The following is a 15,864-nucleotide window of genomic DNA, read 5'->3' as shown; positions in this document are numbered from 1 at the left end:
CATGTTCCGCCCCCGACTGCTGATCACCAGCCTCGCCATCGCCCTGGGCGCCTGCTCGCCCACCGACCCGCAGGCCACCACCAGCGCCACCCTGGCCCAGCAGGTGATCCTGCCGACCTACAGCCGCTGGGTCGACGCCGACCGCGCGCTGGCCGCCAGCGCCCTGGCCTACTGCCAGGGCAAGGAAGACCTGACCAAGGCGCGCGCCGACTTCATGGCCGCGCAGAAGGCCTGGGCCGAGCTGCAGCCGCTGCTGGTCGGCCCGCTGGCCGAAGGCAACCGCTCCTGGCAGGTACAGTTCTGGCCGGACAAGAAGAACCTGGTGGCGCGTCAGGTCGAGCAACTGCTGGGCAGCGGCAACGCGATTTCCCCGGCGACCCTGGATAAGTCCAGCGTCGTGGTGCAGGGCCTGACCGCCTACGAATACATCCTCTACGACGCCAGGATCGACCTGGCCAACGCCGAGACCAAGGCGCGCTACTGCCCGCTGCTGGAAGCCATTGGCAGCCACCAGCAGGCCCTGGCGGAGAACATCCTGGCGCAGTGGAAGCAGGACGGCGGCATGCTCGCCCAGCTCTCCAAGTTCCCCAACGAGCGCTACGCCGATGCCCACGAGGCCATCGCCGAGCTGCTGCGCGTGCAGGTCACCGCACTGGACATGCTGAAGAAGAAACTCGGCACCCCGCTGGGCCGCCAGAGCAAGGGCATCCCGCAGCCGTTCCAGGCCGAAGGCTGGCGCAGCGACGCCTCCCTGGCGAGCCTGGACTCCAGCCTGACCGGCGCCCAGGCGCTGTGGAACGGCACTGACAACAAGGGCCTGCGCGCCCTGCTGCCGGCCGAACAGAAAGAGCTGGCCGGCAAGATCGACGCGGCCTACGCCGACGTCCACGGCAAGCTGAAAGCCATCAACCAGCCGCTCAGCGACCTGCTCAAGGACGAAGCCGGCATCAAGCAACTGAACGAGCTGTACGACAGCCTCAACGTCGTCCACCGCCTGCACGAGAGCGACCTGGCGAAGGCCCTCGGTGTACAGCTGGGCTTCAACGCCAACGACGGCGATTGATCGAGAGCGAACGAGGTGAACGCCATGTTGCGACGTCACGTGATCGGCCTGGGCAGCCTGCTGCTCGGCGCCCTGACCTTCGGCGGCTGGACGCTGTCACGCAAGGGCAAGGAGCCTCTGGTGCTGTCCGCCCGTGACGACGCGGATGGCAAGCACTACGCCGTGGGCTATCGGCTGGACGGCAGTTGCGCCTTCGCCACCGAAGTCGGCCTGCGCTGCCACGACGTGGTGCAGCACCCCAGCCTGCCGCTGGCGCTGTTCGTCGCCCGGCGTCCGGGCCGGCACAGCTACCTCATCGACCTGAACGACGGCCGTCTGCTGCAGACCCTCGACTCGCAGACCGACCGCCACTTCTACGGCCACGGCGTGTGGCACAAGGACGGCGAGTGGCTCTACGCCACCGAGAACGACGCCACCGATCCGGGCCGCGGCCTGCTCGGCGTGTACCGTTTCGACGGAGAGCGCCTGAGCCACACCGGCGAGGTTTCCACCCACGGCCTCGGCCCGCACCAGGTGTCCTGGATGCCCGACGGCGAGACCCTGGTGGTGGCCAACGGCGGCATCCGCACCGAAGCCGAAAGTCGCGTGGAGATGAACCTCGACGCCATGGAGCCGAGCCTGGTGCTCATGCGCCGCGACGGTTCGCTGATCTCCAAGGAAACCCTGCCGCAGCAGATGAACAGCGTGCGCCACCTGGCCATCGCTGCGGACGGCACCATCGTCGCCGGCCAGCAGTACATGGGCGATGCCCACGACCGTGCCGACCTGCTCGCCATCAAGCGCCCCGGCCAGCCGTTCCAGGCCTTCCCGCTGGCTGACGAGCAACGTCAGGCGATGACCCAGTACACCGCCAGCGTCGCCGTGCACAACGACCTGCGCCTGGTCGCCCTGACCGCTCCGCGCGGCAATCGCTTCTTCATCTGGGACCTGGACACCGGCGCCGTGCGCCTCGACGCGCCGCTGCCCGACTGCGCCGGCGTCGGCGCGGTGAAGGACGGCTTCGTCGTCACCTCCGGCCAGGGCCGCTGCCGCGTCTATGACTGCCGCGGCGAGCGCATCGCCGGCACCCCGCTGGACCTGCCCGCGGCCTTCTGGGACAACCACCTGCACCTGGCCTGAACGACTTGCCGGGAAATCACCTGCTGGCGTAGGAGCAGACTCCGTCCGCGATGTTCGACCACCACGCTCGGAGCGGCCGGTAAATCGATCGCGGATGAATCCGCTCCTACCCGGAAAGCCTTCTGCACAGCGCGCCCCTCCCCCCAGCCCTCTCCCTGAAGGGAGAGGGAAATTCCAGGCACGGACTTTCAGAGAAAGACAGTTGCCCCTGCCCGACCGGGGACCGGCATGGAGGAACGTCCTGCTGCACCGATCCAGCGCACATCTGCCGCAAACAACCTTACTTTTCGTGCGAAACCTCTTGTAATCGCAGCCCTTTGACTATCCACCGTTTCAGGCATAAGGTGCGCAATTCCGCCCCGCAACGGGGCGTCCCCCGTATCGGCTTCAGAGCCTGATCGACATCTGCGCGAACGGAAGGCCGTCCAGTGAATAGTGGGCGAGCGATCGCGCCCGATAGCTGCCAGGCACGTACCAAGGAACAGGAAGATGTTGCGCCGCATGCTGATCATGCTGGGCGTAGTTGCCGTCATCGTTGCGGTGCTCGCCGGCTCGAAATACCTCTCCATCACCCAACAGATCGCCATGTTCTCGGCACCGCGCCCGCCGGTGAGCGTGAACGCCACCCAGGCCGAGGAACGCGACTGGCAGAGCCGACTGGCAGCCATCGGCACCCTGCGCGCGATCCAGGGCGTGACCCTGACCGCCGAAGTGTCCGGCACCGTCAGCGCGGTGCAGTTCGTTTCCGGCGAGAAGATCAAGGTCGGCCAACCCGTCGTTCAGCTCGAATCCGACGTCGAACAGGCCACCCTGCGCACGGCCGAGGCGGACCTCGGCCTGGCCCAGGTCGAGTACGAGCGCGGCAAGAGCCTGGTGGGCCGCCAGGCCATCTCCAAGAGCGAGTACGACCGCCTCGCCGCCCAGCTGAATCGCTCCACCGCCACCGTCGCGCAGCTGAAAGCGAGCCTGGACAAGAAGCGCATCCTCGCGCCCTTCTCCGGCACCATCGGCATCCGCCAGGTGGACGTCGGCGACTACGTTTCCCCGGGCACCGAGATCGTCACCCTGCAGGACCTTTCCACCCTGCAGGTGGACTTCTTCCTGCCCGAACAGGACTTCCCGCTGCTCAAGCGCGGGCAGAAAGTCGTGGTGCGCGTGGCGGCCTATCCGGGCCAGAGCTTCGACGCGCAGATCGACGCCATCAGCCCGCGCGTGGACAACCAGACACGCAACCTGCTGGTCCGCGCCAGCATGGCCAACCCCGACGGCAAGCTGCTGCCGGGCATGTTCGCCAACCTGGAAGTGCAACTGCCAGACAGCGCGCCGCGCGTCGTCGTCCCGGAAACCGCCGTGGCCTTCACCCTGTATGGCAATTCGGTTTACGTGGTGGTGCCGCACAAGCCTAAAGAAGGCGAAAAGGCGGAAGACACCAAGGCCGACGACAAGGCTCCGAAGCTGGAAGTCGAACGCCGCTTCGTGAAGACCGGCGAGCGCCGCGAAGGCAGCGTGGTGATTCTCGAGGGCCTGAAGGCCGGCGAGCAGGTGGTGACCTCCGGCCAGCTCAAGCTGGACAACGGCACCGCCGTCGCCATCGTCCCGGACAAGCCCTAATCGCACAGGCGGCGCGGCGCTGATTCAGCGCCCGCCCACAGGCCCTGCCGCACAGCGGCCGGCGCCCGAAACAAAGGATTGAGCCTATGTTCACCGATCCCTTTATCCGTCGCCCGGTGCTGGCGACCGTGGTCAGCCTGCTGATCGTCCTGCTCGGCATGCAGGCCTTCAGCAAGCTGGTGATCCGCGAATATCCGCAGATGGAAAACGCGCTGATCACCGTCACCACCTTCTATGCCGGCGCCAACGCCGAAACCATCCAGGGCTACATCACCCAGCCGCTGCAGCAGAGCCTCGCCAGCGCCGAAGGCATCGACTACATGACCTCGGTGAGCCGGCAGAACTACTCGGTGATCTCGATCTATGCGCACATCGGCGCCAACTCCGATCGCCTGGTGACCGAGCTGCTGTCGAAGATCGGCGAGGTGAAGACCCAGCTGCCGCCCGACGCGGAAGACCCGGTGCTGGACAAGGAGGCCGCCGACGCCTCGGCGCTGATGTACATCAGCTTCTTCAGCGAGCAGATGAACAACCCGCAGATCACCGACTACCTGTCGCGGGTGATCCAGCCCAAGCTCGCCACCCTGCCGGGCATCTCCGAAGCCGAGATCCTCGGCAACCAGGTGTTCGCCATGCGCCTGTGGCTGGACCCGGTGAAGATGGCCGCCTACGGCATCACCGCCGGTGATGTGGCCAGCGCCGTGCGCGAGTACAACTACCTGTCCGCCGCCGGCGAGGTGAAGGGCGAGTTGGTGGTCACCTCGGTGAACGCCTCCACCGACCTGAAATCCCCCGAGGCCTTCGCCGCCATTCCGCTGAAGACCGTCGGCGACCGCCGCGTGCTGATGGGTGACGTGGCGCGCATCGAACTGGGCGCGGCGAGCTACGACGCGGTCAGCTCGTTCAACGGCATCCCCTCGGTGTACATCGGCATCAAGGGCACGCCCAGCTCCAACCCGCTGGACGTGATCAAGGAAGTCCGCGCCAAGATGCCGGAGCTGGAAGAGCAGCTGCCACCGGGCCTGCAGGTCTCCATCGCCTACGACGCCACGCGCTTCATCCAGGCCTCCATCGACGAGGTGGTGAAGACCCTGGGCGAGGCGATCCTGATCGTCATCGTGGTGGTGTTCCTGTTCCTCGGCGCGTTCCGCTCGGTGATCATCCCGGTGGTGACCATCCCGCTGTCGATGATCGGCGTGCTGTTCTTCATGCAGATGATGGGCTACTCGATCAACCTGCTGACCCTGCTGGCGATGGTGCTCGCCATCGGCCTGGTGGTGGACGATGCCATCGTGGTGGTGGAGAACATCCACCGGCACATCGAGGAGGGCAAGTCGCCGTACCAGGGCGCCATCGAGGGCGCGCGGGAAATCGCTGTGCCGGTGGTGACCATGACCATCACCCTGGCCGCCGTGTACGCCCCCATCGGCTTCCTCAGCGGCCTCACTGGCGCGCTGTTCAAGGAGTTCGCCTTCACCCTGGCCGGCGCGGTGATCATCTCGGGCATCGTCGCCCTGACCCTGTCGCCGATGATGTGCTCGCGCCTGCTGCGCCACGACGAAAACCCCAGCGGCCTGGCCCATCGCCTGGACCTGATCTTCGAAGGCCTCAAGCAGCGCTACCAGCGCGCCCTGCACGGCACGCTGAACAGCCGCCCGGTGGTGATCGTCTTCGCCCTGCTGGTGCTGGCGATCATCCCGCTGCTGATGATGTTCACCCACAAGGAACTGGCGCCGGAGGAAGACCAGGGCATCGTCTTCATCATGGCCAACGCGCCGCAGACCGCGAACCTCGACTACCTGTCGAAGTACACCGCCGAGTTCGAGGGCATCTTCCGCAAGTTCCCCGAGTATTATTCCGCGTTCCAGATCAACGGCTACAACGGCGTGCAGACCGGCATCGGCGGCATGCTGCTCAAGCCCTGGGACGAACGCGAGCGCAGCCAGATGGAACTGCTGCAGGCGGTGCAGGGCGAGCTGGACAAGATCCCCGGCCTGCAGATCTTCGGCTTCAACCTGCCGTCGCTGCCAGGCACCGGCGAGGGCCTGCCGTTCCAGTTCGTGATCAACACCGCCAGCGACTACCAGTCGCTGCTGCAGGTGGCCGAGCGGGTGAAGAAGCGCGCGGAAGAGTCGGGCAAGTTCGCCTTCCTCGACCTCGACCTGGCCTTCGACAAGCCCGAACTGGTGGTCGACATCGACCGCGCCAAGGCCGCGCAGATGGGTGTCACCATGCAGGACCTGGGCGTGTCGCTGGGCGCACTGCTGGGTGAAGGCGAGATCAACCGCTTCACCATCGACGGGCGCAGCTACAAGGTGATCGCCCAGGTCGAGCGCGCCTACCGCGACAACCCGAGCTGGCTGAACAACTACTACGTGAAGAGCCAGAGCGGCCAGCTGATCTCGCTGTCGACCCTGGTGACCTTCCACGAGCGCGCCCGCCCGCGCCAGCTCAACCAGTTCCAGCAGCTCAACTCGGCGATCATCTCCGGCGTGCCGATGGTCAGCATGGGCGAGGCCATCGACACCGTGCGCGGCATCGCCGAGCAGGAATCGCCGCGCGGCTTCTCCTTCGACTACGCCGGCGCCTCGCGGCAGTTCGTGCAGGAAGGCAGCGCGCTGATGATCACCTTCGCCCTGGCGCTGGCGGTGATCTTCCTGGTGCTGGCCGCGCAGTTCGAGAGCTTCCGCGACCCGCTGGTGATCATGGTCACGGTGCCGCTGTCGATCTGCGGTGCACTGATCCCGTTGTTCCTCGGCCTGTCGAGCCTGAACATCTACACCCAGGTGGGGCTGGTGACGCTGATCGGCCTGATCAGCAAGCACGGCATCCTCATCGTCGAGTTCGCCAACCAGCTGCGCGAAGAGCGCGGGCTGGCGGTGCGCGAGGCGGTGGAGGAAGCCGCGGCCATTCGCCTGCGCCCGGTGCTGATGACCACCGCTGCCATGGTGCTCGGCGTGATCCCGCTGCTGCTCGCCACCGGCGCCGGCGCGGTGAGCCGTTTCGACATCGGCATCGTGATCGCCACCGGCATGAGCGTGGGCACGCTGTTCACCCTGTTCGTGCTGCCCTGCGTGTACACGCTGCTGGCCAAGCCGGACAAGAAGCCCGACGAAGCCACCGCGCCAGCGCCGGCGCACTGAACGAAAAGCCCCGCAGATGCGGGGCTTTTTTATCGTTCGGAGACAGCGCTCCTCCTACAGGAGAACTCCGCTGCGACGCTTCCGTGTAGGAGCAAGCTTGCTCGCGAACCGCTTCATGCCATGGGAATCCTGTCAGGCTGGGTTCGCGAGCAAGGACTGGGCGTCCCCTCGGCCCTACAAAGAGCTCACGCCGGCTGGCGCTGCATCGCACCGCTGTCGCTCTCGCCTTTGAGGCTCCAGCTCTTCAGGTGCTCCAGGCTCGCGCGGTAGGGCTTGAGGCCGTTGGCCAGCAGCAGCGCGCCAGCGACAAGGGCTATCACGCTGACGATCAGCAGCGAGTAGCGCAGCGCCATGTCGTCGGCGAACACGTAGTCGGTTACCAGGGCGATGGCAGTCGGGCCGATACCCAGGCCCAGCAGCGTGACCACGAACAGGTAGATGGCCGAAGCCTGGCCGCGCATGGAGTTGGGCATGATTTCCTGGATCGCCGCCGGGGCGACGCCAAAGGGCATGCTGAGGAAGAACACGATCGGCGCCATCATCGCCGCCGCCGCGTTGCCGCTGTCCAGCAGCGGATAGACCAGGCTCAGCGGGATCGCCAGGCAGGCCGCCAGCAGGCCCACACGCATGTTCGCATCGGTGCGCCCGCGCTTGGCCCAGTAGTCGGCCAGACGGCCGCCGCAGACGATGCCCAGGCAGCCGAACACGGCAACGATGCTGCCGTACACCACGCCCACGTGGCCGGCGTCCCAGCCGTAGGTGCGGACGAAGAAGGTCGGCACCCAGGCGCCGCTGCCGTAGCTGGCGAAGGAGATGCAGGCGAAACCGAAGTTGTGGCAGAGCACGGTCTTGCGGTTGGCGCGCAGGTAGGCGCCCACTTCGCTCATTGGCACCACTACGCCGGCGCCCACGCCACGGCGGGTCGGCTCCTTCACCGCGAGCATCAGCAGGGTGAAGAGCACACCGGCCGCGCCAAGAATCAGGAAGATCAATTGCCAGGGGCGCACTTCACCGAAGATCGGCAGGTGCACGTCACCCTGGGCGGAAGCGAACTTGATCACCAGCCCGCCGAGCAGGAAGGCCAGGCCCGAACCCAGGTAGATGCCCATGGAGTAGACGCTGATGGCGGTGGCGCGGCGCTGGGCCGGGAAGCTGTCGGCGATCAGCGAATAGGCCGCCGGCGACAACGCCGCCTCGCCCACACCGACACCAACGCGGAACAGCAGGAACTGCCAGTACTGGCGGGCCAGGCCGCAGGCGGCGGTCATGGCGCTCCAGATCAGCACGCCGACGGTGATCAGCCCACGGCGGCTGCGGCTGTCGGCCATGCGCCCGAGGGGGATGCCGCACAGCGTGTAGAACAACGCGAAGGACAGGCCCATCAGCAGGCTCATCTGCGTGTCGCTGATCTCCAGGTCGCGACGGATGGGACCGACCAGCAGGTTGAGAATCTGTCGATCGATGAAGGACAGCACGTAGGCGACCATGAGGATCGCGACCGTGGACCAGGCCACGGCACTGGAGGGGTAGCCGTTATTGTTGTTGTTCATGCCGGGCTCCTGATACGCCGCCAATCGCGGCGAAGGCGAAGGGGAGACCCGCAGAGTAGGCATTGCGAACGCGTCGCGCGCGCACTATCAAATCTCTGAATGCGCGCGTCGGCCGTTGGCTGATGAATGGGTGGTCAGGGATTGGACGCAGGGTTTCGCCGTCTCCCCCTGTAGGAGCGAGCTTGCTCGCGAACCCGCCCAGCGCTGGAGCCGCCTGCGAGCTTGTTCGCGAGCAAGAACTGGGCGTCCCCCTCGGTCCTACGAAGAGCAGATCTTCCCTGTAGGGCGCATAAAGCGGAACGCTTTATCCTCCATGGCGGATAACGCCCAAGGCGTTATGCGCCCTACATCACTGCGCTCAGATTGCGGCAGGCAACCGCTCGCAAAGCTTCGCCAATGCCCGCGCCCACAACTCCTGGTCGTTCAGGCAGGGCACCAGCACCAGCTCTTCACCACCTGCCGCGCGGAACTGTTCCTGGCCGCGCTGGCCGATCTCTTCCAGCGTCTCGATGCAGTCGGCGACGAAGGCCGGGCACATCACCAGCAGGCGCTTCACGCCCTGCTTGCCGAGCTTGTCCAGCTGCGCCTCGGTATAGGGTTCGATCCACTTGTTGCGACCCAGGCGCGATTGGAAGGACACCGACCAGCGTCCGTCTTCCAGCCCGGCGCCAGCGGCGAAGTCCTCCGCCGTGCGCAGGCACTGGCTGCGGTAACAGACAGCCATGACCTCCTCGTGCACACCCCGGCTGGAGCTGGCGGTGAGGTCGTGGTCCTTGTCCTTCACCAACTTGCGGATGTGCGACTCGGGCAGGCCGTGGAAGCTCAGCAGCAGGTGGTCGTAGGGTTGTTGCAGATACGGCTTCACGCTGTCCACCAGCGCCTGACGGTATTCGGGTTCCGCGTAGAACGGCGGCAGCACCTTCAGCTCCAGCTTGAGGTTGTGCTCGCGCATCACCCGGCGGGCTTCCTCGATAGCGGTGGTGGTGGTGCTGTCGGCGAACTGCGGATAGAGCGGCGCAAAGGTCACCTGGGTGATGCCCTGCTGGCTCAGGCGCAGCAGCGCGCCCTCGATGGACGGTTCGCCATAACGCATGCCCAGCTCCACCGGACCATGCGGCCAGAACGGCCGGACCGCCTCCTGCAAACGACGGCTGAGCACGACCAGCGGCGAGCCCTCATCCCACCAGATCGACGCGTAGGCGTGGGCGGACTCCTCCGGGCGCTTGCGCAGCACCAGCGACACCAGCAGCCGGCGGATCGGCCACGGCAGGTCGATCACGTAAGGGTCCATGAGGAACTGATCGAGGTAGCGGCGCACGTCCTCGACCTGGGTGGAGGCCGGTGATCCCAGGTTGACCAGCAGGAGGGCGTTTTGGGTCATGCAGTGTCCTTAAACCGGTACGGTAGGAGGTCGTCGTGCGGGCTGCGCAGTTTACACGCAGCCCGCGCCATCAAGAGTCGCTCAAGGCTGTTTCAAGCCTGTCACCGATGTCGCAGGGCATCGGCGACCAGGGTGTTCAGCGAGCTTCGCGCAACACGTCGGCCAGCGCGTCCTTGAACTGAGGGAAGCGGAAGACGAAGCCGGCATCCAGCAGGCGTTGCGGCACGATGCGCTGGCCGCCCAGCAGCAGGGTGGACATCTCGCCCAGCAGCAGGCGCAGGGCAAAGCCCGGCACCGGCATCAGCGTCGGCCGGTGCAGCGCCTGGCCCAGTTCCTGGGTGAAGTCGCGGTTGCGCACCGGCTGCGGCGCGCACGCATTGTAAGGGCCGCTTGCGTCGGCCTTGCGCAAAAGAAAATCGATCAGGGCGATCTGGTCTTCGATATGGATCCACGACATCCACTGGCGCCCATCGCCCAGTCGCCCGCCGGCGCCCAGGCGGAACGGCGGCAGCAAGCGCTTGAGGAATCCCCCTTCGGGCGCCAGCACCAGCCCGGTACGCACCAGCACCACGCGGATGCCCAGGGCTTCGGCCTCGCGGGCGATCTGCTCCCAGGCCAGGCACAGTTCGCTGGCGAAGTCCTCGCCGGCTGCCGCGCTGTTCTCCTCCAGCGGACGCTCGCCGGCGTCGCCATACCAGCCGACCGCCGAGCCGTTGATCAGTACCGCCGGGCGCTGGCTGCGGCCTTCCAGCCAGCTCACCAGGCGCTCGGTCAGGCGTACCCGGCTGTCCCACAACAGGGCCTTGCGCCGGGCGCTCCAGGGTTTATCGGCGATGGGCTCGCCGGCCAGGTTGACCACCGCATCCAGCGGGCCGTCACCATAGGCCTCGAAGTCGGCGATACCGCGCACCGCCTCGCCGCACAGCGAAGCGACGCGCTGCGGCTGACGACTCAGCACCGTGAGCTGATGCCCCTCGGCGCCCCACTGGCGACAGAGGCGGCGGCCGATCAGGCCGGTGCCGCCGGTCAAGAGAATGTGCATGGCGAACTCCTTGTTGGGTTGTTCCACCTTCCATCAGTCTGGACGAGAGGGAAGCGATTGCATTGACACTCCCTCCGCGGCGAGGTCTACGCTGTATGTGCCGGACCTTGAGCCGGGTTCATCTCTGAATGAACCGATACGGCGCCGAAGGTTCCGATGATCGGACTCCTATCGTTGACGAGCGCAGATAGCTGAAACTCACCCAAACGCAGTCACGCAGAGTGTACAGATAGTTTCATTTGTACAAGAACCTTCTGCTCGTTACGCTGAAAGATACAGACGACGAGGCATGTCATGAGCGCCCCCATTGCCATCATTGGCACCGGTATCGCCGGACTCTCTGCCGCCCACGCGCTGCAGGACGCCGGACAGGACGTCCAGCTGTTCGACAAGGGCCACGGCAGCGGCGGCCGGATGGCCAGCAAGCGCAGCGAAGCCGGTGCCCTGGACCTCGGTGCGCAGTATTTCACCGCCCGCGACCGACGCTTCCTCGACGCCGTGCAGAAATGGCGCGAGCACGGCTGGGTCGCCGAATGGGACCCGGCCCTCTACCAGTACCGCGACGGTGAGCTGAGCCCCTCCCCCGACGAGCAACCGCGCTGGGTCGGCACCCCGCGCATGAGCGCGATCACCCGCGCGTTACTGCAGGACCAGGTCGTCACCTTTACCTGCCGCATCACCGAAGTGTTCCGCGGTGAGGAACACTGGCACCTGCAGGACTCCGAGGGCCAGACCCACGGCCCGTTCAGCCGCGTGCTGGTGGCCACGCCCGCACCCCAGGCCGCCGCTCTGCTGGCCAGCGCGCCGAAACTGGCCGCCGCCGCCGCGAGCATCCCGATGGAGCCGAGCTGGGCCGTCGCCCTGGCCTTCCGCGAACCACTGGACACTCCCGTGCAAGGCTGCTTCGTGCACGAAGGTCCGCTGTCGTGGCTGGCCAGCAATCACTCCAAGCCGGGCCGCGACGAACAGCTCGACACCTGGGTGCTGCACGCCGCCAGCGGCTGGAGCAAGCAGCACATCGACCTGCCCAAGGAGAGCGTGATCGAGCACCTGCGCGGCGCCTTCGCCGAGCTGATCGGCTGCGCCGTCCACGCCCCCGACTTCGCCCTCGCCCACCGCTGGCTCTACGCCCGGCCCATGGAAGCCCACCAGTTCGGCGCCCTCGCCGATGCCGACCTGGGTATCTACGCCTGCGGCGACTGGTGCCTCTCCGGCCGTGTCGAGGGCGCCTGGCTGAGCGGCCTGGAAGCCGCCCGACGCCTGCTCGAACACCTCTGACCAGCCTCTGACCTTCTCCACTCAGAGAAGGTCGGAGCGCCCCAACTTCAGCCGCCCCCTTGTACAAGGCTTTGCACTTGTACAAGCCTGCGCCTATCCTTGCCGATAGTTGTACAAATAAATTTACCTGTACAAGAAATCGGTCGACACCATGTCCAACACCACACCTCGCCCCAAGCTCGGCATCAGCGCCTGCCTGCTGGGCGAGCCGGTGCGCTACAACGGCGGGCACAAGGCCTCGCACCTGTGCCTGGACGTCCTCAGTCACCACTTTGACTTCACTCCGGTGTGCCCGGAAGTCGCCATCGGCCTCGGCGTTCCGCGGCCGACCCTGCGTCTGGTCGGCGATCGCAACGAGCCCAGGGCGCTGATCCAGCGCGACGGTGGCCGCGACGTCAGCGAGGCCCTGCTCGACTTTGGCCGCCAGCAGGCCGCGCTGCTGCGGGACATCTGCGGCTACATCTTCATGCAGCAGTCGCCCTCCTGCGGCCTGCAGCGGGTGAAGCTCTATCGCTTCGATGGCCAGTTGCGTCCGCCGGGTGTACGCGGGCTGTATGCGCAAGCCTTCTGCGCCGAGCGCCCGGAACTGCCGGTGGAAGAAGAAGGCCGGCTCAACGACCCGGTGATCCGCGAGAACTTCCTCACCCGCGTGTTCGCCTTCGCCGCCTGGCAGCGGCTTTGCGAGGAAGGCCTGACACGCCACGCGGTGATCGGCTTCCACTCCCGCTACAAGTATCAGCTGATGGCGCACAACCCGCGCCAGTACAGCGCCCTCGGCCAGCGCCTGGCGAAGATCGCCGACCAGCCGCTGGAAGACTTCGCCCCGGCGTACTTCCGCGACTTCATGCAGGCGCTGGGTACCTGCGCCACCCGTGGCACCCACAGCAACGTGCTGCAGCACCTGGCCGGCTACCTCAAACACGACCTGCCCTCCACCGAGAAGGCCGAGATGCAGCATCTGATCGACCAGTATCGCGAGGGCGTGATCCCGCTGGTGGTGCCGCTGACCCTGCTCAAGCACCACTTCCGCCGGCACCCGCACCCCTACATCGATGCCCAGGCCTACCTGCAACCACACCCCGAAGACCTGAGCCTGCGCAATGCCATCTGACGTAGCCATCAGACGTACTGAAAGGATGCCCATGAATCCCGACCACCCTCACCGCGAAACGGACGACGATTACCGCCAAGCCCTGGCCGAAGGTTGGCTGCCGATCCGCGAAGTGTCCCGGCGCACCGGCGTCAACCCGGTCACCCTGCGCGCCTGGGAGCGCCGCTACGGCCTGGTCGTGCCGCAACGCACGCCCAAGGGCCACCGCCTCTACTCCGAAGCGCAGATCGCGCGCATCCAGGCCATCCTCACCTGGCTCGGCCGGGGCGTGGCGGTGAGCAAGATCCGCGCTCTGCTCGACGAAGACGCGCCGCCACCACTGGAAACCACCGCCTCGCCCTGGGGCGACCTGCGCCAGCACTGCATCGCCGCCATCGGCCGGATCAACGAACGCCAGCTGGACGAGCTGTTCAACGGCGCGCTGGCGATCTACCCCGCGCAAACCCTCTGCGAACAGCTGATGCTGCCCCTGCTGGAGGAACTGGAGCGGCGCTGGCAGGGCCAGTTCGGCGCGCAGCTGGAGCGGGTGTTCTTCCACACCTGGCTGCGCACCAAGTTCGGTACCCGCCTCTACCATCACAACCGCCAGCAGCGCGGCGCTCCACTGCTTCTGGTGAACCAGTCCGGCCTGCCGCTGGAGCCGGGCCTGTGGCTTACCGCCTGGCTGGCCAGCAGCGCCGGTTGCCCGCTGGAAATCTTCGACTGGCCCTTGCCGCCCGGTGAACTGGCACTGGCGGTGGAGCGCCTGCAACCGCGCGCCGTGCTGCTCTACTCCAGCCGCACGCTGAACCTGTTGCAGCTGCCCCGGCTGCTGGCCGGCGTCGATTGCCCACGCCTGCTGGCCGGGCCCGCCACCGCCATCCACCCCGATGCGCTGCAGGAACTGGCCATCGCCGAACCGCCGCTGCACCTGGCCAGCGACCCGGTCGCCGCGTTCGAACGGCTGCGCGAACTGCACCTGCTCAACGGGGAGGCCGCATGAAACGCCAACTCGTCTGGCTGCGCAGCGACCTGCGTCTGCGTGATAACAGCGCCCTGCACGCCGCCGCCGAACGTGGCCCGGTGATCGTCTGCTACCTGCTCAGCCCCGGCCAGTGGCAGCGCCACGACGACGCGCCGTGCAAGGTCGACTTCTGGCTGCGCAACCTGCGTGAGCTGCGCGCCAGCCTCGACAAGCTGCACGTCCCACTGCTGATCCGCACGACGGACCTCTGGGACCAAGCCCCCGACGTCATCGCCCAACTCTGCCGCGAGCTGGACATCGAGACGGTGCACGTCAATGAGGAGTACGGCGTCAACGAGTCCGCCCGCGACGCCGCCGTGGAGAAAGCGCTGGAGCGCGACGGCATCCGCCTGCGCAGCCACCTCGACCAGTTGTTCTTTACGCCCGGCACGATTCTTACCAAGGGCGGCACCTACTTCCAGGTCTACAGCCAATTCCGCAAGGTCTGCTACGAACGCCTGAACCTCGGCGTGCCTCGCTTGCTGCCGGCGCCCCGCGCACAGCAGAAGCTGGATATCACCAGCGACGTGGTGCCGGAGCGGGTGGAAGGCTTCGAGACACCGACAGCCGAACTGCGCGAGGAATGGCCCGCAGGCGAAGCGGCGGCGCACGAGCGCATGGAGTTGTTCACCGACGAAATCCTCAAGACCTACCAGGACACCCGCGACCTCCCCGCGCGCGACGGCACCAGCCGCCTCTCGCCCTACCTGGCCGCCGGTGTGCTGTCGCCGCGGCAGTGCCTGCACGCGGCGCTGGCGAACAACCACGGCGAGTTCGAAACCGGCAACAGTGGCGCGGTCAGCTGGATCAACGAGCTGCTCTGGCGCGAGTTCTACAAACACATCCTGGTCGGTTTCCCGCGCGTCAGCCGGCACCGAGCCTTCCGCGAAGACACCGAGAAGCTCAAGTGGCGCTACGACCAGAAGGATCTGGAAGACTGGCAGCAGGGCCGCACCGGCTTCCCGATCATCGACGCCGCCATGCGCCAGTTGCTCGCCACCGGCTGGATGCATAACCGTCTGCGCATGGTGGTGGCGATGTTCCTCACCAAGAACCTGCTGATCGACTGGCGCGAGGGCGAACGCTGGTTCATGCGCCACCTGATCGACGGCGACCTGGCGGCGAACAACGGCGGCTGGCAGTGGAGCGCTTCCACCGGCACCGACGCGGTGCCCTATTTCCGCCTCTTCAATCCGATCTCGCAGTCCGAGCGCTTCGATCCGGATGGCCGCTTCATCCATCGCTGGCTGCCGGAGCTGGCCGGGCTGCAGGGCCGGGCGATGCATGATCCGTCGAAGCTCGGGCTGTTCGGCGCGGAGCGTTATCCACAACCGATGTGCGATCTCTCGGCCACGCGGGAACGGGCGCTGGAAGCGTTCAAGAACCTCTCCGCCGCCCGCTGAGGTCAGCTCTTCGTAGGATGGGTGGAGCTTGCGATACCCATCATGATCGGTGCCCGCTGGATTGATGGGTATCGCTTCGCTCCACACCATCCTACGACGAAGTCATCCTGTAGGAATGAGCCAAACCCGCAGGCACAAAAAAGCCGGGCCCAGGGCCCGG

At 66.5% G+C, this 15,864-nt stretch carries 11 protein-coding genes; 8 read left to right on the top strand and 3 right to left on the bottom strand.

What is annotated here, in order from left to right; translation table 11 throughout:
• Position 1 precedes the first annotated feature (1 nt).
• The 4 genes from CTR55_RS20675 (at position 2) to CTR55_RS20660 (ending at position 6,936) form a co-directional block, all read left to right on the top strand.
• On the top strand, positions 2–1,063 hold the full coding sequence (locus tag CTR55_RS20675) for an imelysin family protein (protein ID WP_296288905.1): 1,062 nt from the start codon (positions 2–4) through the stop codon (positions 1,061–1,063).
• 24 nt (positions 1,064–1,087) lie between these two features.
• On the top strand, positions 1,088–2,182 hold the full coding sequence (locus CTR55_RS20670; RefSeq protein ID WP_296288904.1) for a DUF1513 domain-containing protein: 1,095 nt from the start codon (positions 1,088–1,090) through the stop codon (positions 2,180–2,182).
• A gap of 489 nt (positions 2,183–2,671) precedes the next feature.
• Positions 2,672–3,793, top strand: coding sequence for an efflux RND transporter periplasmic adaptor subunit (locus CTR55_RS20665; protein ID WP_296288902.1), 1,122 nt, complete (start codon positions 2,672–2,674; stop codon positions 3,791–3,793).
• 86 nt (positions 3,794–3,879) lie between these two features.
• Positions 3,880–6,936 (top strand): multidrug efflux RND transporter permease subunit, encoded by a 3,057-nt coding sequence (locus CTR55_RS20660; RefSeq protein WP_296288901.1) that lies wholly within the window; start codon positions 3,880–3,882, stop codon positions 6,934–6,936.
• A 185-nt stretch (positions 6,937–7,121) separates the two neighbouring features.
• Here CTR55_RS20660 and CTR55_RS20655 read toward each other — a convergent pair whose 3' ends face one another.
• The 3 genes from CTR55_RS20655 to CTR55_RS20645 all read right to left on the bottom strand — a co-directional run bounded on the left by CTR55_RS20655 (position 7,122) and on the right by CTR55_RS20645 (position 10,909).
• Positions 7,122–8,486, bottom strand: a complete 1,365-nt coding sequence (locus CTR55_RS20655) for an MFS transporter (RefSeq protein ID WP_296288900.1) — start codon at positions 8,484–8,486, stop codon at positions 7,122–7,124.
• 358 nt (positions 8,487–8,844) lie between these two features.
• Positions 8,845–9,867 (bottom strand): ferrochelatase, encoded by a 1,023-nt coding sequence (hemH, locus tag CTR55_RS20650; RefSeq protein WP_296288898.1) that lies wholly within the window; start codon positions 9,865–9,867, stop codon positions 8,845–8,847.
• A gap of 136 nt (positions 9,868–10,003) precedes the next feature.
• Positions 10,004–10,909, bottom strand: a complete 906-nt coding sequence (locus CTR55_RS20645) for a TIGR01777 family oxidoreductase (protein ID WP_296288897.1) — start codon at positions 10,907–10,909, stop codon at positions 10,004–10,006.
• A 294-nt stretch (positions 10,910–11,203) separates the two neighbouring features.
• Here CTR55_RS20645 and CTR55_RS20640 point away from each other — a divergent pair, with 294 nt between their 5' ends.
• From CTR55_RS20640 to phrB, 4 genes are all read left to right on the top strand, one after another.
• Positions 11,204–12,187: an NAD(P)/FAD-dependent oxidoreductase gene (locus tag CTR55_RS20640; RefSeq protein ID WP_296288895.1), complete on the top strand. Its 984-nt coding sequence runs from the start codon at positions 11,204–11,206 to the stop codon at positions 12,185–12,187.
• Between the two features lie 151 nt (positions 12,188–12,338).
• Positions 12,339–13,298, top strand: coding sequence for a DUF523 and DUF1722 domain-containing protein (locus CTR55_RS20635; RefSeq protein WP_296288894.1), 960 nt, complete (start codon positions 12,339–12,341; stop codon positions 13,296–13,298).
• Positions 13,299–13,329: 31 nt separating this feature from the next.
• Complete coding sequence (locus CTR55_RS20630) at positions 13,330–14,280, top strand: MerR family transcriptional regulator (RefSeq protein WP_296288892.1); 951 nt, start codon at positions 13,330–13,332, stop codon at positions 14,278–14,280.
• On the top strand, positions 14,277–15,704 hold the full coding sequence (phrB, locus tag CTR55_RS20625) for a deoxyribodipyrimidine photo-lyase (protein ID WP_296288891.1): 1,428 nt from the start codon (positions 14,277–14,279) through the stop codon (positions 15,702–15,704). Before CTR55_RS20630 ends, phrB begins: the two co-directional genes overlap by 4 nt.
• Positions 15,705–15,864: the final 160 nt, after the last annotated feature.

Origin of the sequence: Pseudomonas sp. (genome assembly GCF_002796985.1) — a bacterium.
In the GTDB taxonomy this organism is placed as follows: domain Bacteria; phylum Pseudomonadota; class Gammaproteobacteria; order Pseudomonadales; family Pseudomonadaceae; genus Pseudomonas.
The sequence above is the reverse complement of the archived record's forward strand: the minus strand, read 5'-3'. Positions and strand labels throughout refer to the sequence as shown.